Source organism: Hymenobacter coalescens (assembly GCF_054783195.1).
Map to the genome: position 1 here is coordinate 132,285 of NZ_BAAGRA010000014.1, position 23,274 is coordinate 155,558.

The 23,274-nt window shown below is 65.0% G+C and carries 18 protein-coding genes; 10 read left to right on the top strand and 8 right to left on the bottom strand.

Annotated elements, in window-relative coordinates; genetic code table 11:
* Nucleotides 1-65: 65 nt before the first annotated feature.
* Together ACYVKQ_RS09745 and ACYVKQ_RS09750 are read right to left on the bottom strand one after the other, a co-directional pair.
* Nucleotides 66-2,000 (bottom strand): fumarate reductase/succinate dehydrogenase flavoprotein subunit, encoded by a 1,935-nt coding sequence (locus tag ACYVKQ_RS09745; RefSeq protein WP_460577964.1) that lies wholly within the window; start codon nt 1,998-2,000, stop codon nt 66-68.
* Between the two features lie 21 nt (nt 2,001-2,021).
* Nucleotides 2,022-2,696: a succinate dehydrogenase cytochrome b subunit gene (locus tag ACYVKQ_RS09750; RefSeq protein WP_460577965.1), complete on the bottom strand. Its 675-nt coding sequence runs from the start codon at nt 2,694-2,696 to the stop codon at nt 2,022-2,024.
* A gap of 247 nt (nt 2,697-2,943) precedes the next feature.
* Here ACYVKQ_RS09750 and ACYVKQ_RS09755 point away from each other — a divergent pair, with 247 nt between their 5' ends.
* From ACYVKQ_RS09755 to ACYVKQ_RS09770, 4 genes are all read left to right on the top strand, one after another.
* On the top strand, nt 2,944-5,808 hold the full coding sequence (locus tag ACYVKQ_RS09755; RefSeq protein WP_460577966.1) for a T9SS type B sorting domain-containing protein: 2,865 nt from the start codon (nt 2,944-2,946) through the stop codon (nt 5,806-5,808).
* Between the two features lie 65 nt (nt 5,809-5,873).
* Nucleotides 5,874-6,194 carry a hypothetical protein gene (locus ACYVKQ_RS09760; protein ID WP_460577967.1) on the top strand — a complete coding sequence of 107 codons (321 nt, stop codon included), beginning with the start codon at nt 5,874-5,876 and terminating at the stop codon, nt 6,192-6,194.
* A gap of 113 nt (nt 6,195-6,307) precedes the next feature.
* Nucleotides 6,308-7,192, top strand: coding sequence for an ACP S-malonyltransferase (gene fabD, locus ACYVKQ_RS09765; RefSeq protein WP_460577968.1), 885 nt, complete (start codon nt 6,308-6,310; stop codon nt 7,190-7,192).
* 61 nt (nt 7,193-7,253) lie between these two features.
* A complete protein-coding gene (locus ACYVKQ_RS09770; protein WP_460577969.1) occupies nt 7,254-8,432 on the top strand; it encodes a hypothetical protein in 1,179 nt (392 codons plus the stop codon).
* Nucleotides 8,433-8,452: 20 nt separating this feature from the next.
* On the opposite strand, the gene folK is transcribed toward ACYVKQ_RS09770, so the two are convergent.
* Nucleotides 8,453-8,968 carry a 2-amino-4-hydroxy-6-hydroxymethyldihydropteridine diphosphokinase gene (folK, locus tag ACYVKQ_RS09775; RefSeq protein ID WP_460577970.1) on the bottom strand — a complete coding sequence of 172 codons (516 nt, stop codon included), beginning with the start codon at nt 8,966-8,968 and terminating at the stop codon, nt 8,453-8,455.
* A gap of 69 nt (nt 8,969-9,037) precedes the next feature.
* Nucleotides 9,038-9,907: an alpha/beta hydrolase family protein gene (locus ACYVKQ_RS09780; protein ID WP_460577971.1), complete on the bottom strand. Its 870-nt coding sequence runs from the start codon at nt 9,905-9,907 to the stop codon at nt 9,038-9,040.
* Between the two features lie 208 nt (nt 9,908-10,115).
* Between ACYVKQ_RS09780 and ACYVKQ_RS09785 the strand changes: the two genes are divergently transcribed.
* Together ACYVKQ_RS09785 and ACYVKQ_RS09790 are read left to right on the top strand one after the other, a co-directional pair.
* A complete protein-coding gene (locus tag ACYVKQ_RS09785) occupies nt 10,116-11,105 on the top strand; it encodes a polyprenyl synthetase family protein (RefSeq protein WP_460577972.1) in 990 nt (329 codons plus the stop codon).
* Nucleotides 11,106-11,280: 175 nt separating this feature from the next.
* On the top strand, nt 11,281-12,528 hold the full coding sequence (locus ACYVKQ_RS09790; RefSeq protein ID WP_460577973.1) for a serpin family protein: 1,248 nt from the start codon (nt 11,281-11,283) through the stop codon (nt 12,526-12,528).
* Nucleotides 12,529-12,618: 90 nt separating this feature from the next.
* Here ACYVKQ_RS09790 and ACYVKQ_RS09795 read toward each other — a convergent pair whose 3' ends face one another.
* A complete protein-coding gene (locus ACYVKQ_RS09795) occupies nt 12,619-12,933 on the bottom strand; it encodes a hypothetical protein (RefSeq protein ID WP_460577974.1) in 315 nt (104 codons plus the stop codon).
* 208 nt (nt 12,934-13,141) lie between these two features.
* On the opposite strand from ACYVKQ_RS09795, the gene ACYVKQ_RS09800 reads away from it, so the two are divergent.
* Nucleotides 13,142-14,533, top strand: a complete 1,392-nt coding sequence (locus ACYVKQ_RS09800; protein WP_460577975.1) for a cytochrome P450 — start codon at nt 13,142-13,144, stop codon at nt 14,531-14,533.
* Between the two features lie 150 nt (nt 14,534-14,683).
* Nucleotides 14,684-16,603 carry an ATP-binding protein gene (locus tag ACYVKQ_RS09805; RefSeq protein WP_460577976.1) on the top strand — a complete coding sequence of 640 codons (1,920 nt, stop codon included), beginning with the start codon at nt 14,684-14,686 and terminating at the stop codon, nt 16,601-16,603.
* Between the two features lie 81 nt (nt 16,604-16,684).
* Here the strand turns inward: ACYVKQ_RS09805 and ACYVKQ_RS09810 are convergent, their stop codons facing one another.
* Together ACYVKQ_RS09810 and ACYVKQ_RS09815 are read right to left on the bottom strand one after the other, a co-directional pair.
* Nucleotides 16,685-17,815, bottom strand: coding sequence for an MBL fold metallo-hydrolase (locus tag ACYVKQ_RS09810; RefSeq protein ID WP_460577977.1), 1,131 nt, complete (start codon nt 17,813-17,815; stop codon nt 16,685-16,687).
* A 165-nt stretch (nt 17,816-17,980) separates the two neighbouring features.
* Nucleotides 17,981-18,478, bottom strand: a complete 498-nt coding sequence (locus ACYVKQ_RS09815; protein ID WP_460577978.1) for a hypothetical protein — start codon at nt 18,476-18,478, stop codon at nt 17,981-17,983.
* A 215-nt stretch (nt 18,479-18,693) separates the two neighbouring features.
* Here ACYVKQ_RS09815 and ACYVKQ_RS09820 point away from each other — a divergent pair, with 215 nt between their 5' ends.
* Nucleotides 18,694-19,287 (top strand): GNAT family N-acetyltransferase, encoded by a 594-nt coding sequence (locus tag ACYVKQ_RS09820; RefSeq protein ID WP_460577979.1) that lies wholly within the window; start codon nt 18,694-18,696, stop codon nt 19,285-19,287.
* Nucleotides 19,288-19,465: 178 nt separating this feature from the next.
* Here the strand turns inward: ACYVKQ_RS09820 and ACYVKQ_RS09825 are convergent, their stop codons facing one another.
* Entirely contained in the window at nt 19,466-20,770 is a 1,305-nt protein-coding gene (locus ACYVKQ_RS09825) for a peroxiredoxin family protein (RefSeq protein WP_460577980.1), read from the bottom strand.
* Nucleotides 20,771-20,954: 184 nt separating this feature from the next.
* Here ACYVKQ_RS09825 and ACYVKQ_RS09830 point away from each other — a divergent pair, with 184 nt between their 5' ends.
* On the top strand, nt 20,955-23,252 hold the full coding sequence (locus ACYVKQ_RS09830) for an aconitate hydratase (protein WP_460577981.1): 2,298 nt from the start codon (nt 20,955-20,957) through the stop codon (nt 23,250-23,252).
* Nucleotides 23,253-23,274 lie beyond the last annotated feature (22 nt).

Sequence of the window (23,274 nt, forward strand, 5' to 3'; positions counted from 1 at the left end):
CCAGCCATTGGTTTGTATGAGTTAGGCGTGCGGGACCAGCCCGCACCCCATAGTTCCGTGGTTGATTACTTGTAGCTGCGCTGGGTGAGCTTCACGTTTTCGAAGACCAGATCTTCCTTGTGCAGCACTTCCGGCACGTTGTCGCCGCGGTATTCCCAAGCGGCGACGTAAGCGTAGTTCTCGTCGTCGCGCAGGGCTTCCCCTTCGGGCGTCTGGTATTCCTCGCGGAAATGGCCGCCGCAGCTTTCGTTGCGGTTATAAGCGTCGTCGACCATCAGTTCGCCCAGCTCCAGGAAGTCGGCTACGCGGCCGGCTTTCTCCAAGGTCTGGTTCAGCTCCTCGTTCAGGCCGACCACCTTCAGGTCCTGCCAAAACTCCTGGCGCAGCTTCTGAATCTCGCGCTTGGCGTGTTGCAGTCCTTCGGCCGTGCGGGCCATGCCGCAGTATTCCCACATGAGGTGGCCCAGGGCCTTGTGGAAGTCGTCCGGGGTGCGCGTGCCGTTGATGCTCAGGAATTTCTGGATCTGGGTGCGCACCTTGGTTTCCGCTTCCTGGAAGGCCGGGTGGTCGGTCGTGACCGGCTTGGGCGGCGTTTGGGCCAGGTAGTCCCCAATGGTGTAGGGAATCACGAAATAGCCGTCGGCTAGGCCCTGCATCAGGGCCGAAGCGCCGAGGCGGTTGGCACCGTGGTCGGAGAAGTTGCACTCACCGGTGGCGTAGAGGCCGGGCACGGTGGTCTGCAGGTTGTAATCCACCCACAGGCCGCCCATGGTGTAGTGCACGGCCGGGTAGATGCGCATGGGCTGCTTGTAGGGATTCTCGTCGGTAATCTTCTCGTACATGGCAAACAGGTTGCCGTACTTCTGGCTCACGCCCTCCACGCCAATGCGCTGGATGATTTCGCTGAAGTCCAAGAACACGGCCAAGCCCGACTGGCCCACACCGCGTCCTTCGTCGCACATCATCTTGGCGTTGCGCGAGGCCACGTCGCGCGGCACCAGGTTGCCGAAGGCCGGGTACTTGCGCTCCAGGAAGTAGTCGCGCTCGTCCTCCGGGATGTCATTCACGTGGATGTCGCCGCGGCGCAGGCGCTCGGCCATTTCCACCGTCTTGGGCACCCACACGCGGCCGTCGTTGCGCAGCGACTCCGACATCAGCGTCAGCTTCGACTGGTAGTCGCCCGATACCGGGATGCAGGTGGGGTGAATCTGCGTGAAGCAGGGGTTGGCAAACAGGGCGCCTTTTTTGTGGGCGCGCCAGGCCGCCGTAGCGTTGCTGTACTTGGCGTTGGTGCTCAGGTAGAACACGTTGCCGTAGCCGCCCGTAGCCAGCACCACCGCGTGGGCCGCGTGCTGCTGAATTTCGCCCGTGATGAGGTTGCGGGTGATGATGCCGCGGGCCTGCCCGTCGACGACCACCAGATCCAGCATCTCGGTGCGGTTGTACATCTTCACCTTGCCGTAGGCAATCTGGCGCGAAAGGGCCGAGTAAGCCCCCAGCAGCAGCTGCTGCCCCGTTTGGCCGCGGGCGTAGAACGTGCGGCTTACCTGGGCCCCGCCGAAGGAGCGGTTGGCCAGCAGCCCGCCGTACTCGCGGGCAAAGGGCACGCCCTGCGCCACGCACTGGTCGATGATGTTCACCGATACCTGCGCGAGGCGGTACACGTTGGCTTCGCGGGCGCGGTAGTCACCACCTTTTACCGTGTCGTAGAACAGGCGGTACACCGAGTCGCCGTCGTTCTGGTAGTTCTTGGCGGCGTTGATGCCACCCTGCGCCGCAATGGAGTGCGCGCGGCGGGGCGAGTCGTGAAAGGAGAAAGCCTTCACGTTGTAGCCCAGCTCAGCCAAGGAGGCGGCGGCCGAAGCGCCGGCCAGGCCGGTGCCCACCACGATGACGTCGTACTTCCGCTTGTTGGCGGGGTTGACGAGCTTGACGTTAAACTTGTGCTTCTCCCATTTTTCGGCCAACGGCCCTTCGGGAATTTTCGCTTCCAGCTTCATATGAGGTGCAACTGGGGTGGATTACTTAAGGAAGAAGAAGTACAGCGGCATGGCGGCAAAGCCGGCGCAGACGATGATCGAGAAGGCGTAGCCGAAGTACGTGATGAAGGGCGTGTACTTGCGGTGGGTCAGGCCCAGCGTCTGGAACGCGCTCTTGAAGCCGTGGATCAGGTGGTAGCACAGCGCCACCTGCGCCAGCACGTACAGCAGCACGTACCACCACTGGTGAAAGGAGCTGACGACCAGCGTGTAGAGGTCGTCGTTGTTGTTGATGTCCGGGTCCAGGTCGCCGAAGCGGGCCCGGTAGAAAAAGTTGTAGAGGTGAATCAGCAGGAAGATCAGAATGATGGTGCCCAGGATGCCCATGTTGCGCGACTGCCAGGGCGAGTTCTGCTCGTTGTGGTTGACTATGTAGCCCTGCGCGCCGCGCGCCGCTTTGTTGCGCCGCGTGAGCATGATGGACTCGTAGATATGAAACACGAAACCCGCTACCAGTACCCATTCAATGGTCCGGATGACGGGATTCGTTCCCATAAAATGGGAGTAGATATTAAAAGCGGCACCGCCGTCGTTCTTAAACAACTGGAGGTTGCCGACTAAGTGAATCACCAGGAACGAACACAGGAACAGGCCCGTGACGGCCATGATGATTTTGCGGCCAATGCTGCTGGTAAGCGCGTTGCTAAGCCAACTCATAGGGGAACGGAAGGGTGAGAAAAAGGACGGTTGTATCGGTCAAAGGTACGGGCCGCCCCGCAACGAAACAATTCACTTCTTAGGGCCTGAAAATCCGCTGGCTGACGGGTGAACCAGCCCGGCGCGCTTGCCGTTACACTGCTGGTGCCGCCTAAACAACCGTTTGCGTACGGTTATTGTTAGGTTAGCATCCGACATTCCTGCGCATTCACTTGCTTTTGCCGACGCATACTAACCGTCTAGCTGTATGACATTTTCATTACTCCGCGGCCGGGTCCTCCGGGGCATGGTCGGTCTGGCGTTCTTACTGGGGCTGAGCCTGTTGGTCGTTCCGTCGGCCTGGGCTACGCACATCCGGGCGGGCGACATCCAGGCCAAGAGCGACACGACGCCCGCGCGCAACCCGTTGCGCATCTTTTTCAAGATGGTCACCTATACCGACCGCACGTCGGCGGCCGACGCCAAAAACGACGAGGTTATCTTCTTTGGGGATGGCACCAATGTCACCGTGTTTCGGCAGGGCGGCAGCGGTGTCAACCTCGGTAACAACGTAAACCGGAACGTGTACTATTTCGAGCACACGTACAACGCGCCGGGCCGCTACAACGTGAGCTTCGTGGGCGAGAACCGGGCCACCGGCATTCGCAACGTGCCGTTGTCGGACCAGCGCAATTTCTACATCTACACCCAGATTACCATCGACCCCGTGCTGGGCGTGAACCGCTCGCCGGTGCTCAATGCGCCGGCCATTGACCGGGCTGCTGCCAACCAGGTATTCCTCCACAACCCCGCCGCCTCCGACGCCGACGGCGACTCGCTGGCGTATAAGTTGCGCATCTGCCAATGGGAGCCGCGCGGCGTGCAGGGCACCATCAGTGCGGGCAACAGCCCCAACCCGGTAAACTTGCCGGGCTACGCCTTCCCGCAAGACCAGAGCGTGTCGCGCGGGGGCGTGCAGGTACCGTATGCCGGACCGCCGGCCGCGGTGCCGGGCAATCCGGCCATTCTGGACCTGAACGTGCAGGACGGGCAACTCGTGTGGAACGCCCCTATTCTGCTGGGTGATTACAACGTGGCTTTCGTGGTGGAAGAATGGCGGCGCGACGCTTTCGGGGGCCGGCGCCGAATCGGGGAGGTGCTGCGTGATATGCAGATTACCGTCTTTGCCACGCCCAACGTCCGGCCCACCGTGTTTATCCCGCGGGATACCTGCGTGGTGGCCGGAACCACCATCACGCGCAACGTGACGGCTACCGATACCGACGGTAATAACATTCGCCTGACGGCTTTCGGGGGCGTATTCCCGCCTGCTACTTTCGTGCAAACGGTTAACCAACCGGGCCGGGCCGTGGCGCGCTTCAACTGGGCCACGAGCTGTTCCGATGTGGGGACAGAGCCCAAAATCATTGTTTTCAAGGCCGAAGACCAACCGACCTCTGGGGCTTCGCTCATCGATGAGCGGCCCTGGCGGGTAACGGTGGTGGGGCCGCCGCCAACCAACCTGCGGGCTACTGCGGCCGGTAGCACCGTGCAGCTCACCTGGGACCGGTATTTCTGCCAGAACGCCTCACGGATCCTCATTTTTCGCAAGGAAAACCCTTCGGGTTTCACTCCGGGACCCTGCGTGACGGGCATTCCGGCCAGTGCGGGCTACACCCAGATCGGCGAAGTGGGAGCGAACCTGCAGAGCTTCCTCGACGACAACGGCGGCCGTGGGCTGGACCGGGGCAAGACCTACTGCTACCGCATCTACGCCGAGTTTCCGCGCCCGGCGGGCGGAGCCAGCATTGCCTCGCAGGAAGCCTGCGTGACCCTGTTGGGCCGGGCCGCTCTGTTCACGAACGTGACCGTGGACCGCACCGACGCGGCCACCGGCCAGATTACGGTGAAGTGGACCCGCCCTGTGAGCAGCACCGGCTTCAATCCGCCGGTGGGGTATCGCCTGTACCGCGCCGAGGGCCAGAGCCCAGCCACCAACGCTTACACGCTGGTGCGTACCATTACCAACCTAGCTGATACGGTGCACGTCGATACCAACCTCGACACGGAGACCAAGGCGTATACCTACCGGCTGGAGTTTTTCAGCAACGTTTCGACGCAGCCGAACTCGGCGGTGATTACCGAAAACTCCGGCCCGGCCAGCAGCGTGCGGCTCAACGGGGCGGCCAATTCGGTGGGCAACACCATCAAACTCACCTGGACGTACAACGTGCCCTGGGACAACAGCCAACAGCGCACCCGCATTTACCGCCGCGACCCGGGCAGCACCACCTTCGTGCTGCTGGGCGACACCGTGGCTACGCGCACCGGCGGTACGTTTACCGACCGCAGCCCTTCGCTGCGCAAAAACCAGACGTATTGCTACTACGTGCAGACCACGGGTACCTACGGGGCCCCCAACCTGCCCAGCAACTTGGTGAACCTAAGTCAAGTGCGTTGCGTCAACCTGGCTTCGATTCCGTGCCCGCCGGTGCTCACGCTGCGGGCCATCAACTGCGACAGTTTGGCCGCGGTGGCGCAGCTGTCGCCGCTGCGCGGCCAGAACCTGCTCTACACCAACCGCCTGAGCTGGACGCTGGGTAATACGCCGGCGGACTGCGGCCGCAACATCGCCTTCTACCGGGTGCTTTACAGCCCCACGCAGGACGGCCCGCTGACGGAAATCGGCCGGACACCGGTGCGCAGCTTCGTGCACAGCAACCTGGCCTCGGCCGCGGGCTGCTACGCCGTGGTGGCCGTCGATTCGCTCGGCAACAGCAGCGTACAAAGCAACGTGGAGTGCCAGGACAACTGCCAGTTCTTCTTGCTGCCGAACGTCTTCACACCCAACAGCGACGGGAAGAACGACACTTTCCGCCCGATTTCGGCGTCGCCCGTCACCCGCGTCAAGGTGCAGATCTTCAACCGCTGGGGCACCAAGGTGTACGAGGGCATTGCCTCGCCCGACCTCACGCTGTGGGACGGTGGCGGTGCCGGCCGCAACGAAAGCGGCGGCCGCGACACGGGCGCCAAGGCTTCGTCTGGCACGTATTACTACCTGCTGGATGTCGAGTTTGCCGATCTTAAGCGAACCACCAAATCGTACAAAGGCTGGATAGAAGTGGTGCGCTAAGCGCAGATACCACCCAGGAAAAAGGGCTGTCGGATGCGACGGCCCTTTTTGTTTAGCTTGGCGCCATGCTGAAAATCAGAATGCTGCTGCTAGCGGCCGGGCTGGTGGGCAGCTGCGCCCTGCGGCCGCCGCAGGTGGTGCCGCTGGCGGTGCCGTTGGCCGAAGCGCAGGTAAAGACGGCCGCCGAGGCCCGGGCCATTGCGCTGCGCTGGGTAGCCCAGGATAGCAGCGCCGTTCGGCAACTGCGGCTCGATGAAGTGACGGTATACGAGGAGCCTGCTTGGTGGCAGGTGTACATCCGCCGGCGGGCCAACGTGAAACCGCCGAGCGTGCTGGTGGCGGTGGACAAGCGCACGGGGCAGGCCCAGTGGGTGCCGCTGCGGTAAACCGGTGGCCGCCATTTTGCGCATAAGAGCCCGATTGCGCACCTTGCGGCCCGTTTGGCACCGCGCCAGGCCCTCTGATTCCGCAACGCATTCTCCCACCGACTTCCTTCCTGATGAAAGCAGTAGTATTTCCCGGCCAGGGCAGCCAGTTCACCGGCATGGGCCGCGAGCTGTACGAGCAGCACCCCGAAGCCCAGCGCCTGATGGTGCAGGCCAACGATATCTTGGGCTTCTCGCTTACCGACATCATGTTTACGGGCTCCGACGAGGACCTGCGCCGCACCGACGTCACGCAGCCGGCCATCTTTCTGCACTCGGTAGCGCAGTTTGTGGCCACGCCCGGCCTGCAGCCCGACATGGTAGCCGGCCACTCGCTCGGCGAGTTCTCGGCCCTGGTAGCGGCCGGCGTGCTCCGCTTCGAAGACGCGCTGGCCCTCGTGTCGCGCCGCGCCCAGGCCATGCAGGCCGCGTGCGAGGAGCAGCCCGGCACCATGGCTGCCATCCTCGGCCTCGACGACGCGGTGGTGGAGCGCATCTGCCAGGAAATCAGCCAGGCCGGTAGCGTGGTGGTGGCGGCCAACTACAACTGCCCCGGCCAGCTCGTTATCAGCGGCTCCAAGGCCGGCATCGAGCAGGCCTGCGAAGCCCTGAAGGCCGCCGGGGCCAAGCGTGCCCTGCCGCTGCCGGTGGGCGGCGCCTTCCACTCCCCGCTGATGCAGTCGGCGGAAGCGGCGCTGGCCGAGGCCATCGGGCGCACCACCTTCAGCGCCGGGCGCTGCGCCGTGTACCAGAACGTGGACGCGGCCCCGCACACCGACCCCGCGGAGATTCAGCAGAACCTCATCCGCCAGCTGACGGCGCCGGTACGCTGGACGCAGTCGGTACAGCGCATGAGTGCCGACGGCGCCACCGAATTTGTGGAGTGCGGCCCCGGTAAGGTGTTGCAGGGGCTGGTGAAGAAAATTGCTCCGCAAGCAACTACCAGCTCGGCCCAGTAACCGCCTGAGCCAACGTATCAGTACAAGAGCCGGCGCGAGCCGGCTCTTTGCATACCCGCCCATGAACCCCGCCCGTCCCCGTCGCTTCTGGCAAACATGGCCCGGCCCCCGCACGGGACTGGCGGTGGCCTCGGGGCTGCTGCTGGGCCTGCTGCTGTACGCTTTGCTGCCCGGCCTGGCCAGCACCGCCGACTCGCGGTACTACCTGGCAGCGGCGCGCAGCTTCGCGCGGTCGGGCCAACTCCTGAACCCCGACGGGACGGCCTATGCGTCGTGGGGGCCGCTGTACCCGGTGCTGCTGGCTGCGGGTATTCCGCACGTCCGCCTCTGGGCCACCGGGCTGCACGTCCTGAGCACGCTGACCTGCCTCTGGACCTGGGGCTACCTGGGGGGGCAGCTCCTGCCCGGCCGCGCGGTGAAAAACTGGCTGGTGCTGGCGCTGGCGCTGGCCGCGCCGTGGATAATTACGGCTAAGTTTTTCTGGTCGGAGGCCGTGTTTCAGGCGCTGTTCGGGCTGTACGCGCTGGCCCTGTACCACTACCTGCGCACCAAGCGGATCAGCTGGCTGGCCTGGGCTACCGTTTGGGGGCTGTTGCTGCCGCTACAACGCACGTCGGGCCTGTTTCTGCTGGTGGGCGTGGCCTGCGGACTGGTGCTGGCCTATCCGGCCGAATGCCGCCGGCACTGGCGAGGCTGGCTGCTGCACCTGGCCGTGGGCGGGGCGGGCATCGGGGCATGGCTGTGGCACGCGCAACAGGCCGCCGCGCAGCCCGAGCTGTACCGCAGCCGCGGGTGGCAAGGCCTGCGCGAAACCCTCGGCGACTACGGCTACGTGCTCACGCGCTGGCTGGTGCCGGTGCAGCAGGCCGGCTGGCCCAAGCACTGGGGGTTTGAGCTGCTGCTGCCGCTGCTGCTGCTGGGGTTGATGTTGGCCGCCTGGCGCGGCCGGCAGCCGTTCGTGCGGCTGCTGGGCGTGGTGGTGGTGGTGTACCTGCTGAGCCACATCGGCACCACGGTGATGAGCCGCGCGGGCGGCAACGTGTACGACGTGGAGCGCTACGCAGCCGTGGTGTACGGCCCTTTCCTGCTGCTGCTGGGCCACGGCGTGACGGGGCTGGCGTCGCGGCGCTGGGTGGTGGTGGCGCTGGCCTGCTGGCTGGCCTATCCGGCGGCGCGGGCGGTGCGCGTTGCGCACTTCAGCCGACACATGCCTGTGCAGCCCGTTGCTGAACGCCGCTGAGCCCGGGTTGACCTAATCGGCTACATCAAGTCGCCGAGCCAGGGCTCGACCGGCAGCCGGTCAGGGCAGTCGGCGAGCAGATCGGCCACACTTTTCTGCAGTTTCGGGTGCACCAAGGTGGTGGCAATATCGGCCAGGGGCACCAGGGCAAACATGCGCTCCGGCAGGCGCGGGTGCGGAATGGTCAGGTGCTCGGATTCCAGCACCAGGTCGTCGTAGAGGAGAATGTCGACGTCCAGGGTGCGCGGGCCCCAGGGTTCCAGCCGCTCCCGGCCCAGCTCCGCTTCCACGCGTTGGCACACGTCAAGCAGCTGTTGTGGGGTGAGGTCGGTGCCGAGGCGCACGGCCTGGTTCAGGAAGCTGGGCTGGCCTTCGTTGCCCCAGGCCGCCGTTTCGTACACCCCCGACACGGCCACGATCTTGCCGGCCTGCTCGGCCAGCGCCAGCAGCGCGCGGTGCAGCGTAACGACCCGCTCGCCCAGGTTGGAGCCGAGCAGCAGGTAGGCGGTGTGGGCGAAAGCGTGGTGGGGCTTCATGGCAGGCAGCGGAGAGGCGGGTGAAAAGTCGGGGCAAGATAGCGGCCCCACGCAGAGAAGCCAGCGGGCCTACACCCGCTCGAAAAACGCCGCGGTCCGCTCGGCTACCTCACGGGCCAGGGGCGGCAGTTCCGGCTCGGCCCAGGGGTGGGCGCCGCCGAACATGTGGCCGGCCTCGGGCAGGATGTGCAATTCGGCGTCGGGCTTGGCTTCCTGCAGCAGGCGTACCTTGTCCACGGGCAGCGTTTCGTCCTGGTCGCCGTGGATGATGAGTAGGGGCTGCCGCACGCGGCGGCGCAGGTTGTGGGGAATGTCGAGGCGGCGGCGGTTCCGGTGAAAGTCCTCCACGATCTGGAAGTAAAGCGGCAACTGCTGCTTGGTGCGGGCGTTTTCCACGTGCAGCACGCCGCTTTGCTGCCACTGCTGCATCAGGGCCTCAGGCCAGCCGGGGTTGACGTTGGTAATCGGCGCCCAGGCGGCTACGGCCCGCACGCGGGCGTCTTCGGCGGCTTTGAGCATCACCAGCCCACCGCCGCGGCTGTGGCCGGTCAGGAACAACCGGTTCACGTCCATTTCGGCCGGCGGGATGGGCGTGCCATCAGGCTGGTGCAGCGCGTCGAGCAGGCAGCCGATGTCGTCGAGCTCGATGCTGAAGTTGTTGCGGCCGAAGGCGTCGAGGTCTTCCAGGTCGCCGCTGCCGCCGATGACCACGCCGTTGTGGGAGAGGTCGAGCTTAACGAACACGAAGCCGCGGGCGGCAAAAAAGTCGGCCAGCACGTTGAAGTGGCCCCAGTCCTTGAAGCCCTTGAAGCCGTGCACAAACACCACCACCGGCTTGGGGCGGCCATCGGGCACAAGGCGGGCGTCGGCGGCAAAGGCGCGGGTATGGTGGGCCGCGGTCAGCACAAAATCGAGCCGGGTGGGAGTAGCAGCAGGCATGGCAGTAGGGTAGGGGCCAAATATGCAACAAGCCGCGCGGCCGGCGGTTTGTACCGGCGGGCGGCCGAAGGCGCCGGCGCGGGCCCCGCTGGACGCGTAGAAGGCGGCTGGGTGGGGGCGCCTAAACTACGCATCCCCCGGCAGCAAACCCGGGCCCGCGCAACGAAAACTGCCGCCGCCTGCGTATCATTGCGCGCTTAACCACCGCATGAAATATTCGCTGGACGATATACAGGCCCCGATAGCGGCCGAGATGCAGGAGTTTGAACTCAAATTCCGCCAGTCCATGCAAACGCGGGTGCTGCTGCTGGACAAAATCATGGGCTACATCGTGAAGCGCAAAGGCAAGCAGCTGCGCCCGATGTTCGTGTTTCTGACCGCCCACACGGCCAGCCCCGACCCCACGGCCGCTCTGCCCGAGGCTACTTTTCGCGGCGCGGCCCTCATCGAGCTGCTGCACACGGCCACGCTGGTGCACGACGACGTGGTGGACGAGAGCAACTACCGGCGCGGCTTTTTTTCCATCAACGCGCTCTGGAAAAACAAGATTGCCGTGCTCGTGGGCGACTACCTGCTTTCCCGCGGCATGGCCCTGGCGCTGGAAAACGACGACTTTCAGCTGCTCAAAATCGTCAACAACGCCGTGCGCGAGCTGAGCGAAGGCGAGCTGCTGCAGATCGAGAAGGCCCGCCGCCTCGACATCACCGAGGACGTGTACTTCGACATCATCCGCCAGAAAACCGCCTCGCTGATTGCGTCCTGCACGGCCGTGGGTGCTTCCTCGGCCGGAGCTTCCAAGGAAATGGTGGAGCGCGCCCGCCTCTTTGGCGAGAAAGTGGGCATGGCCTTTCAGATTAAGGACGACCTGTTCGACTTCGGCACGGCCGAAATCGGCAAGCCCGTGGGCATCGACATCAAGGAGAAAAAGATGACGCTGCCGCTGATTTACGCCCTGCAGCAGGCCTCGTGGCTGCAGAAGCGCCGCGTCATCTTCAACGTGCAGAACAACGACGGCCGCGCCGACCGCGTGCAGGCCGTCATTGAGTTCGTGAAGAAATCGGGCGGGCTGGAGTACGCCATTGAGCGCATGAAGCAGTTCCGCGACGAGGCCGTGACCATTCTGCACACTTTTCCGGCTTCGCCGGCCCGCGTCTCGTTGGAGCAGCTCATCGATTACACCATCGAGCGGGAAAAATAGGGTATAGGTAATTTTTTATATTGATTGTGAGGTGGTTGGCCTGCCGGGGCGGGCTGTAGCGCCCCGGGCGGCTGGGTGAGTTGCAACCGCAGCGGCGACTTTGGACTCGTGTGATGGAAGGCCGGCCTAGGCCAGCGGCTTTGAATTAAACCCATCACCATTTTTCAGTCCCGCTATGAAGCTCACCTTTATCAAAACAGCGACCGTGGCCGTCGCCAGCGCGGTGCTGTTTGCCGCCTGCCAGAAGGAAGTGGCCTCGCCGGCCGACAATGCCGACAACACCCCCAACCTGCGGCCGCTGACCACCCAGGAAATCCAGACGGTGGGCAGCGCCAACGACTTCGCGTTTCGCTCTTTCGCCCGCCTGCAGGCCCAGGCGCCCGCCGACAACGTGTTCATCTCCCCGCTGAGCGTGTCGGCCGCGCTGACCATGGCCTACAACGGCGCCGATGGCACCACCAAAACGGCCATGCGCGAGGCGCTGGGCTTCTCGCCCCTCACCGACGACGAAATCAACACTTCGTACCAGAGCCTGGTGCAGCTGCTCAGCAACGTCGACAAGAAGGTGACGTTTGTCTCGGCCAACAGCCTCTGGCACGGGCAGCAGTACCAGCTGCAGGCGCCCTTTGTGCAGCGCAACACCACCTATTTCGACGCGAAGGTGCAGGGCCTGGACTTCATGGGCAACCCGGCGGCCGCCAAAAACACCATCAATACTTGGGTGGAGGAGCGAACCAACGGCAAAATCCGGGACCTGGTGAAGACCGTGACGCCCTCGCACGTGCTGTTTCTGATCAACGCCATTTACTTCAAGGGCAGCTGGACCACCGGTTTCGACAAGCAGCAGACGCGCCCGGCCCCCTTCTCCCTGCCCAGCGGCGCTACCCGGCCGGTAGACATGATGGTGCTGCGCAACGGGCAGTATTCGCTTTACCAGGATGCCACCAAGCAAGTGGTGGACCTGCCCTACGGCAACCGCCAGTACAGCATGACGCTGGTGCAGCCCCAGGGCAGCGCCACCCTCGCGGACGTGATGCGCGAGCTGAGCCGCCCGAACCTGAACACCTGGCTGGCGGGCGCGGCCCCCAGCAACCTGATGCTGTTCCTGCCCAAGTTCAAGCTGGAGTACGAGGTCAAGCTCAACCAGACCCTGGAGCAGCTGGGCATGGGCGTGGCCTTCACGCCGCAAGCCGATTTCAGCCGCATGCTCGTGGGCCAAAACCGGCTGGCCATCAGCGAAGTGCTCCACAAAACGTACCTGGACGTGAACGAGGACGGGACCGAAGCCGCGGCCGCCACGTCGGTGGGCGTCGTCACCACATCTATGCCCCCGACTATCCGCTTCGATCGGCCGTTCGTGTTTATGATCCGCGAGAAGTCGAGCAATGCCATCCTCTTTATCGGACAGCTGACCAACCCGTAGCCGATCAGCGTGCCGGCAACACCAACCGCCCCGGCGGCACCTCCACAGAGGCGCCGCCGGGGCGGTTGGTGTTGGGCAAGACGCTGGGCGTTAGCGCTGCTCGGCCGGCGGAATCTGGTAGCTGACGCTGTTCGGCGCGACGTCCGACACGTCGAAGGTGACCCCGTCGAAGGTGCTCTTCACGGTAATCTGGTGCGTCATGTCGCAGCCGGGGCACTTCACTTCTTCTTTTTCGAATTGCCCGTCGTCTTCCGTGGAATTGGCCAGGTGGTCGGCCGGCGGAATACCGATCAGATCGGTGAATACTTCGGTATGGCACTCGTTGCACTCGAATTTGAGGCCCACGGTGTGGCCTTGCAGGTCGCTAAGCGGGGCGGGTTCGTTGGTTTTCTGCTGAATCCACATAGGGAAGGCGGTTTGGTTGAGGAAGGAATGAACGCGGATGCGCGGACGGGGCACCGGCTGCCAGTGCCGACGAGCCGTCCGTGCTTCTTGGTACGAGCGGCGCACCAAAAAGTGACCTGCGTACGCCTTATCCCGGGGGGGGGGCGGGCGGGCTTTGCGCGCGTTGGCGGTCCGGAGTGTATTTTGGGCGCACACTGACCTGTCCCTTATGCCTGCTGCTGCCGATTTCGCCGCGGTGCTGCCCCGCGTGCCGCGGATGCATTCGTTCCGCAACTCCTGGGCGTTGGCCGCCAACCCCATTCCGATCCTCACCGAGTACCTGGATGCGTACGGCGACACCATCGGGCTGCACCTGGGCGGCGTGCGGCCCACCTTGCTCACCCGCGACCCGGGCCTGATCCAGCACATCCTGCAGCGCAACCACCGCAACTACCCCAAGTCGGAACTCTCGCACGGGGTGGCGCGCTACCTCGGCCACGGCCTGCTCACCTCCGAGGGCAGCTACTGGCTGCAGCAGCGCCGGCTGATCCAGCCCGGCTTTCACCGGCAGCGCATTGCCAGCCTCACCCAGCTGATGCTGGCCGTTATCGGCGAGTGCCTGGCGCCTGTGGCCGAGCGGGCCCGCGCGGCGGGTGGCTGCGCGGAAGTGGCCGTGCACGAGCTGATGACCGCCACGGCCTTCCGCATCATTGCCCGTTCCGTGTTCAGCACCGGCATGGCGGAGGCCGAGTTGCAGCGCATGGCCCAATTGCTCACGGATATCCAGGCCTTTTACGTGCGCACGGTGCGCCAGCCCTACCTGCGGCCCTGGCTGGGCGTCACGGGGCAGTTTCGCCGCCACGACGCGCTGGCGGCGGAGCTGCGCGAGCTGGTGCGCGGCTACATCCGGAGGCGCAAACAGCCGGGTGCGGCACCCGCCGCCGCGCCCGACGACCTGCTGCAGATGCTGCTCGACGCCCGCTACGAGGACACCGGCGAGGCCATGACCGACGAGCAGGTGCTCGACGAGGCCGCCATTCTGCTGGTGGCCGGCCACGAAACCGCCGCCAACGCCCTCTCGTGGCTGTGGTACCTGCTGGCCCGGCACCCGGCGGAAGTCACGAAGCTGCGCGCCGAAATGCAGGCCGTGCTGGGTACGCGCAGCCCCACGTTCGCCGATCTGCCCAACCTGCCGTACGCGCTGCAGGTGGTGCAGGAAACCCTGCGGCTGTACCCGCCGGCCTGGATAGTAGACCGCGTGGCGGCGGAAGACGATGCGTACAACGGGCTGCCGTTGCCCAAAGGCACGCTGATTTCGGCGTTTCTCTACGGCCTGCACCACGCGCCCCGGCTCTGGCCCGAGCCCGAAGCCTTCCGGCCCGCCCGCTTCGGCCCGGAGCAGGTGCGCGAGCCGTACGCTTACCTGCCCTTCGGCGGCGGGCCGCGCCTCTGCATCGGGCACCAGTTTGCGCTGGCCGAAATGCAGCTGGTGCTCCTCGAAACGCTGCGCCGCTTCGACGTGGAGTGGCTGGAGCAGCCCGCCGTGCAGCTGCGGCCGCTCATCACGCTGCGCCCCCGGGCCGAAATTCGGCTGCGGTTTCGGGTGCGTCCGGCGCCGTAGCGGCGGCGAGGAGCGCCCGCTCGGGTGGCCCAAAGGCCACGCGGCTTTCAGGGCGTTTGGGCAAACGCCCTGAAAGCCCGAAATTTGGCGGTCTGAAGCTAGCCTCCAAGTCCGCTGCCGGTCTGCGTTGTGCCTGTTTCCCGTTGCCGTATGACTGCTGACTCCGCCGCGCCCCTGCCCCCCACGCTGCCCGAAGCCCACGCTGAAATCTTGGCCCTGCGCGCAGCCCTGAACGAACAGCTGGCCCTGGCCCGGATTCCGGCGCAGAACCCTAACCCGGTGTACCGCCTGGGGCCGAACCAGCGGCGTCTGTACGCCAACCCGGCCGCCGAGCTGCTGGCCGCCGCGCTGAGCCCCGGGCAACTGGCCGCCGGCCGGGAGCAGGCCTTTGGCTGGGCCATGGACGCGCTGGCCACCGGCCAGGAAATGGAGCGCGTGCTGCACGTGGGCGGCCGGTATTTCGCGGCGCGGCTGGTGCCGTTTCCGGCCGAGCAATACGTGAACATGTACCTGACGGAGCAAACCGCGCTGCTGGCCGCGCAACGCGAGCAGGCCGCCCAGCAGGCCTTTACCCAACAGGTGCTCGACGCCGTGCCCTTTTTGGTGTACGTGCGCGACGCGGCCGGTACCTACGTTTTCCAGAACGCCGCAACCCGCGCCCTCAGTGAGCAATTTGCGGCCGCGCCGCTCACGCCGGCGGTGGCCGCCCGACTGGCCCAGCAACTGGCGGGCTATGCTGCCGTCGATGCCGAGGTGCTGGCTACGGGCCGACAGATCACCATGGAGGATGAGCTGGTGCTGCCCAGCGGCGAAACCCGCTGCCTGCACACCATCAAGCAGCCGCTGCGGTGGGGCGAAGGCACGGCGCACGTGTTGGGCGTGAGCACCGACGTGACCGAGCTCAAGCGCGCCACCGAAGCGGCCACGGCGGCGGCCAAAGCCCGCGAGAACTTCCTGGCCAACATGAGCCACGAGATTCGTACCCCGCTCAACGGCGTACTGGGTATGGCCAATCAACTCGCCAAGAGCCCGCTCAATGCCCGCCAGCAGGAGTTGCTGGGCATCATCCGCAGTTCGGGCCAGCACCTGCTCGGCGTTATCAACGATGTGCTGGACATGGCCAAGATCAGCTCCGGCAAGCTGGAACTGGCCCACGAGCCCTTCGACGTGTGCGAAGTCCTCTACCAGGCAGCCCAGCCCCTGTTTGTGCAGGCCGAGGAAAAAGGCATTCACGTGGAGGCCATTCGCTTGCACGAGTCGTGCCCGAATCCCCAGGTTATCGGCGACCCGCACCGGCTCGGCCAGATCATCCTCAACCTGTTCAGCAACGCCATCAAGTTCACGCCCGCGGGCGGACAGATCACGGCCGGAGGCTACCAGCTGGCCGAAACCGCCGACGCGCTGACCATCGAGTTCCGGTTCAGCGACACCGGCGTCGGCATTGCCCCCGACAAGCTGGAGCGCATCTTCGACAACTTCACCCAGGCCTACGCCGATACTTCCCGGCACTTTGGGGGCACGGGCCTGGGCCTGACCATCAGCCGGGCACTGGTGAAGCAGATGGGCGGCGAGCTGACCGTGCAGAGCGAACTGGGCAAGGGCAGCACCTTTACCGTCCGCCTGACGTTGCCCCGGGCGGCTTCGGCACCAGCGCCGGAGCCGGCTGCCCCCGCCGCCGCTTACGACACCGGCGCCCTGCGCGGCAAGCGCGTGTTGCTGATCGAAGACAACGACATCAACCGCCTGGTGGCGCGCATGCTCCTGGAGGAGTGGGGCGCCGAGCTCGACGAGGCCGAGGACGGTCCCGAAGGTTTGGCGCTGGTGGCGCAACACCACTACGACGCCATTCTGATGGACATTCAGATGCCGGGCATGAACGGCCTCGAAGCCACCGCCACCATTCGGGACTTGCCCGACGTGCGGCGGGCGCAGGTGCCCATCCTGGCCCTGACGGCTAACGTCTTTCAGAGCGACACGGAGCAGTACCTGGCCGCCGGCATGAACGACTACGTAGCCAAACCTTTCGAGGAAGCCGAGCTGTACGGTAAGCTGGCGGGGCTGCTGGGGTAGAGGTAAGGAGGAATGATCAGTGAGCAATTGGTAATGAACAATGGGCGTAACCCGGCCAGTAGGCGGGCGTAGCTTCCTTCTTCATTGCCACCACTGCTCCTGCGGCAAGGGCCCGGCGCCCAGCGTCACGGGCTGCCCCAGCCGGGGCGTGGTGATGGGCAGTTGCGCCCGGGCCGCCGCCGCCCAGGCCCGGCGTACGGGGTCGTTCCAGGCGTGGTGGGCTTCGGTGAAAGCGCCCCAATGCACGGGCTGCAGCACGCGGGCCCGCAAGTCGAGCGTGGCCTGCACGGTTTGCTCGGGCATCATGTGAATCTCGGCCCAGTGCGCGTCGTACTGCCCGCACTCCATCAGGGCCAGGTCGAAGGGGCCGTGCTGCCGGCCGATGGCGGCGAAATGAGGGCCGTAGCCGCCGTCGCCGCTGTAGAACACGCGGCGGGCGGGCGTTTTCAGCACCCACGAGCTCCAGGAAGTGGAGTTGCGGTTGGTCAGGCCCCGGCCCGAGAAGTGCCGCGCCGGCGTACTGACGATGGTCAAGCCGCCGGGCAGCTGCAATGAGTCGCCCCAGTCCAGCTCGTGGATCTTCGTGGGGGACACTTCCCAAGCGCGCAGGTGCGCCCCCACGCCCAGCGGCACGATGAAATGGGCCGTTTTGTCCTTCAGCCGGCGGATGGTCTGGTAGTCGAGGTGGTCGTAGTGGTCGTGCGAAATCACCACCGCCGCAACGGGCGGCAGTTGCTCGGCGGTAATGGCCAGCTGCGGGTTGTAGCGGTTGGGCGTCACCCACGAAATCGGCCCCATGTCCACGCTCAGCATTGGGTCGAGCAGCACGTTCTGGCCGGCTATTTCCACCAGGCTGGCCGAGTGCCCAAACCACGTGACGCGCACCAGATCGGGCGTTTTGCGGGTGATGCTGAGGGAGTCGAGCCGCTGCAGGGGCAGCGGGCCGGGCGGCTTGGCGTTGGGTGTCTTGTCAAAGATGAATTGCCACAGCATGCGCAACGTGCTGCCGTCGCCGGTCATCAGCTTCGTGGGCACCAGGTTCTGAAACTCCCCGTCGCGGTAGTGGCCCGAGCGGGCGTAGGCGGCCCGCTCGGCTTTGGTGGGCTTGCCGCCCAGTTCCGGGCTCAGGTTGGCAAAAGCCACCCCCGCCAGCAGCAGGACGGTGACGAAACCGGCCGCCAGCCGGCCGAAGAATTGCAGCGGTTTGTGCATACGCAGGGGAGTGGGGCAGGCGCCGGGGGCCGGGGCTCTGGTGTGGTAGTCGGGCCAGTACCACCAATACCTTAAGGGGGCAGCCGTGGTTGGGAGCCAGTGGTACAAAAAAACGCCCGGCCCGCATAGCGGGCCGGGCGTATGGCCAAATCCGGCAGCAGGCGCTTAGCTGCGGCCGCCGAAGTCGCGGCGGTCGGTGCCGAGCCGCTCGCCGCGCCGCTGGCTCATCTGCTGGCGGCGTTCCTGGCGCTTGGCTTCAAACTGCGCGTACTGCTTTTTGGTCAGCGCGCTTTTGAGCTTTTTGTCGGTGTCCTGGTGAATGCGCTTGGCGTCGCTCAGCTGCTGGCTGCGGTCGTTGCCCGAGCGGCCGCGCAGGGCCTGCATCTGCTGGTGCTGCTCCTGGAAGATTTGCTCGACTTTGGCTTTCTGCTTGCTGTTCAGGCCCAGGTCCTTGGCCAGCTGTTCACTGCGCTGCTGGCGTTTCTGGGCGCCGCGCTGGCCGCGGTCCTTGCGGTCCTGGTCTTTGCGGTCATGGTCGCCGCCCTGGCGCACTTCGCGGCGGGCGGCGCGTTTGCCGTCGTGGTCGTCGGCGGCAAAGGAGGCGCCGGCGAAGGAAACGCTGAGGCCGAGAATCAGGGCGAGGCTGAAGAGTTGCTTTTTCATGGTTGGGGTAGGGAAGAGGGTGGTTTCCAATGGTTGACCGGATGCGGCATCCTTGCCGGCTTGCTTGCAAGTCCGGGGCCGCATTGCGGTGGTCCGGCAGCGGTTCTCTATCAGCGGGCCCAAAAAACCGACCAACCGCCGCCTTTGCTCGCCCATTCCCAAGCCCGTGTGGCCCGCCCCGATTGGCTGGCCGGAGGCATTTGCTATTTTGCCGCATGCAACTCCTCCTTCTAACGACCAACGCCGCGCCTGCCATTCCCCGCCTGGAAACGCCGGACCTAATCCTGCGCGGCCCCCAGCCCGATGACCTGACCGAGGCCGCCGCCATGCACCAGGACCCGGCCTTTTACCGCTACCTCGGCAACGAGCCGCAGGACGAAGAAACCGTATGGCGCCGTTTGCTGGCCCAGCTTGGGTGCTGGAGCATGATGGGCTACGGCAGCTGGGCGGTGGAAGAGAAAAGCACGGGCCGGTTCATCGGGGGCGTGGGCTTCTTCGATTACCAGCGCGACCTGACGCCCTCCATCAAGGGCGTGCCCGAAGCCGGCTGGGTGCTGACGCCCCGCGTGCACGGCCGTGGCTACGCCAGCCAGGCCCTCACGGCGGCTCTGGCCTGGGCCGATGCGCACCTGCCCGCGGCCCGCACCACCTGCATCATCGACCCCGACAACGAAGCCTCTCTGCGCCTGGCCCGCAAGTTTGGGTACCAGGAGTTTGCCCGCAGCCCGTACCACGGCCAGGAAATAGTGCTGCTGGAGCGGCCAAGGGGCCTCACCCCCGGCCCCTCGCCGGCGGAGAGGGGAGCCTGACGTCGGCAAGACTGCGGCTGCGGCTCACCCTGCGCCGCCGGCTCACGTAGCTTCGAGGGTACAGAAAAAAGCGGGGCCGCCGAACTCTCGTTCGGCGGCCCCGCCGTTGTGGCTGATGGCTGGCTCCTCCTCTCTACGGGAGAGGGGGCCGGGGGGTGAGGTATACAGGTGGCTGGGGCTATTCCGCCAGGAGTTGGTCGATGGTCTTGTTGAATTCAGCTACTTCCTGCTCGTAGTATTTGCCGGTGCCGGGGCCCGAGAAGCCGGTGTGCACCTTGCGTACTTCGCCTTTCTTGTCGAGGAAGATGGTGGTGGGGAAGGCCAACACCTTGGCCAGCTGGGGCAGCGCCTTGCTGGCCGAGTCCTTGCTAGCCATGCCGGCCACGGCCAGGTCGTAGCCCACGTTCAGGCGCTCTTTCATCTTCAGCAGCTTCTGGGCCGCTACTTTCTGGTCGGGCGTGCGCTCAAAGCCGAGGCCGATGATTTCCACCCCGCGCTGCTTGTTCTTCTCGTACCACGGCGCCAGAAAGTTCGTCTCGTCCATGCAGTTCGGGCACCAGGAGCCCAGCACCTGCACCACCACCACTTTGCCCTTGTACTTGGGGTCGGTAGGGGAGATGCTGCCGCCCTCGTAGATGTTCGGGAATTTGAAGTCCAGCCGCTTCTGGCCGGGCTTCAGGCCGGTGAGGGCGTTGGCGTCGGGCAGCTTGGCGTTGGGGTCCAGCTTGGCCGTCCAGGTTTCGTGGCCCGATTTGCCGCTGTAGAAGTGGCCTTTCAGCGTGCCATCGGGTTGCTTTTCAGCGGTGAACAGGAAGGCGTGGCTGCCATCAAAAGTCGACAACTTCATCGTGCGGCCGCCCACGTTGCCAGCCAAGTAACGGTAGTCGCCGGTGGAGGTCAGGAAAGTACCCGTTATGTCGGTGCCCGCTTGTGTAAACACGCCCACCGCGGGGTACGTTTCCCCATCCTCGCCCTTGAAAGTGACGTTCCAAGTTCCCCCAAACGACTGGGTTTCCGTGCCCTCCTCGATTGCCCCGAATATCCGCTTGATCGTCTGGCCTTGGCGGGCGTCAAAACGCACCCGGTACGGTTCCTTGGCGTCGTATTTCACCCAGGCCCCTTCCAGATTCGAGCCGTGCGCGTACAACACCAGCGCCGCGTCGAACACGCCCAGGCGAATGGTAGTCGAGTCGCCGGCGGTGGTTATTTCGTCCAGTTTCAGCCGTTCCTCGCCGTTGCGCAGCGTCACCGTGGGCTTGCCGCCGTCGGTGGCCACGTCGAATAAAAACGGGATTTCCTGGCCTTGGGCCGACAGCACGCCGCGCCAGGTGCCGGCCGTCAGGGCCGTGCCAGCCGCCGTGGCCGCGTCGCCTTCGGAGGCGGTGGCATTTTTGTCACCACCTGAGTTGCAGGCCGTCAGCAGCGTAGTCAGCAGGGCGGCGCTGCCCAGGAGCAGGCGGCCCGAAACGAAAGGAAAAGTCATCTGTTACTAAGGTAGATGGGCGCAAAAAGACCCGAAAAAGTACAGTCCGTGGCCGACCCCAGTGGCCGAACCCGCGTACAACTCCGCGGCGAATATAAAGTTTGCCGGCCGGTGAGTGGGGGCCTATATTTGCGCCTTAGCCATTCTAGGCTTGGTTTTGTCACCCTTTTCCCGCTGATATCCCATGGCGTTTGACCTGGAAATGATCAAGACCGTGTACAACGGTCTGGGCGAGCGAGTAGAAGCAGCCCGCCGCGTAGTGGGCCGCCCCCTCACGCTGGCCGAAAAAATCCTATACGCCCACCTCTACAACGGCGCGCCCGGCCAAGCATTCGAGCGCGGCGTTTCCTACGTTGACTTCGCCCCCGACCGCGTGGCCATGCAGGACGCCACCGCCCAGATGGCCCTGCTGCAGTTCATGCAGGCCGGCAAAGCCCAGGTTTCGGTGCCCTCCACCGTGCACTGCGACCACCTGATTCAGGCCAAAGAAGGCGCGGAAGAAGATCTGGCCATTGCCAACACCGAAAACAAGGAGGTATATGACTTCTTGGCTTCGGTGTCGAACAAATACGGCATCGGCTTCTGGAAGCCCGGCGCCGGCATCATCCACCAAGTGGTGCTCGAAAACTACGCCTTCCCCGGCGGCATGATGATCGGCACCGACTCGCACACCCCGAACGCGGGCGGCCTCGGCATGCTGGCCATCGGCGTCGGCGGCGCTGATGCCGTGGACGTCATGGCCGGCATGGCCTGGGAGCTGAAATTCCCCAAACTCATCGGCGTGAAGCTGACCGGCAAGCTGTCGGGCTGGGCCTCGCCGAAGGACGTGATTCTGAAAGTGGCCGGCATCCTGACGGTGAAAGGCGGCACCGGCGCCATCGTGGAGTACTTCGGCGAGGGGTCGGAGAACATGTCGTGCACCGGCAAGGCCACCATCTGCAACATGGGCGCCGAAATCGGGGCTACCACCTCGGTATTCGCCTTCGACCAGTCGATGGTGACCTACCTGGCCGGCACCGGCCGCCAGGACATTGCCGAAGCCGCCAACGCCGTGGCCGCGCACCTGCGCCCCGACCCGGAAGTGTACGCCGACCCGGCTACCTACTACGACCAGCTGATCGAAATCAACCTCTCCGAGCTGGAGCCGCACGTAAACGGCCCCTTCACGCCGGACGCTGCCTGGCCGATTTCGCAGTTCGCGGCGGCCGTCAAAGAGCACGGCTGGCCCGAAAAGTTGGAAGTAGGCCTGATCGGCTCGTGCACGAACTCGTCGTACGAGGACATCACCCGCGCCGCTTCCATTGCCGAGCAAGCTGTATCGAAAGGACTGGCCGTGAATGCGGAGTTCACCGTGACGCCCGGCTCGGAGCTGGTGCGCTACACCGTGCAGCGCGACGGTCTGCTCGACACCTTCGCCCAGATGGGCGGCGTGGTGCTGGCCAACGCCTGCGGGCCGTGCATCGGCCAGTGGGCCCGCCACACCGATGATCCCAAGCGCCGCAACTCCATCATCACCTCGTTCAACCGCAACTTCGCCAAGCGCAACGACGGCAACCCGAACACGCACGCTTTCGTGGCCTCGCCCGAAATCGTGACGGCCTTCGCCATTGCCGGTGACTTGACCTTCAACCCGCTGACCGACACCCTGACCAACAAGGACGGCCAGCAGGTGAAGCTCGACGAGCCCCGCGGCGTGGACATGCCCCCGCAGGGCTACGCCGTGGAAGACGCCGGCTACCAGGCACCAGCCGAAGACAGCTCTTCGGTGCAGGTAATCGTGGACCCGAACTCCGACCGCCTGGAGCTGCTGGAGCCCTTCAAGCCTTGGGAAGGCACCGATCTGATGGGCCTGCGCCTGCTGATCAAAGCCCAGGGCAAGTGCACCACCGACCACATCTCCATGGCCGGCCCGTGGCTGAAGTACCGCGGCCACCTCGACAACATCTCCAACAACATGTTGATCGGGGCCATCAACTGCTTCAACGGGGAAGCCAACAAGGTGCGCGACTTCGTGAGCCAGGGCGACACCTACAACTCCGTGCCGCAGGTAGCCCGCAACTACAAGTCGATGGGCATCGGCACCATCGTGGTAGGCGACGAGAACTACGGCGAAGGCTCCTCGCGTGAGCACGCCGCCATGGAGCCGCGCCACCTGGGCGTGCGCGCCATCCTGGTGAAGAGCTTCGCCCGTATCCACGAGACGAACCTGAAGAAGCAGGGCATGCTGGCCCTGACCTTTGCCAACAAGGCCGACTACGACCTGATCGAAGAGGGCGACACGCTCGACATCATCGGCCTGACGGCGTTTGCCCCCGGCAAGCCCCTGCAGATCCGCCTGCACCACGCCGACGGCGACACGGACCTCATCACGGTGAACCACACCTACAACGAGGGCCAGATCGAGTGGTTCAAGGCCGGCTCGGCGCTGAACCTGATCCGCCTGCAGCAGCAGACCGACGCCAGCATGATGTCGCAGAAGTAATTCTGACGTTGCAAGCATGCAT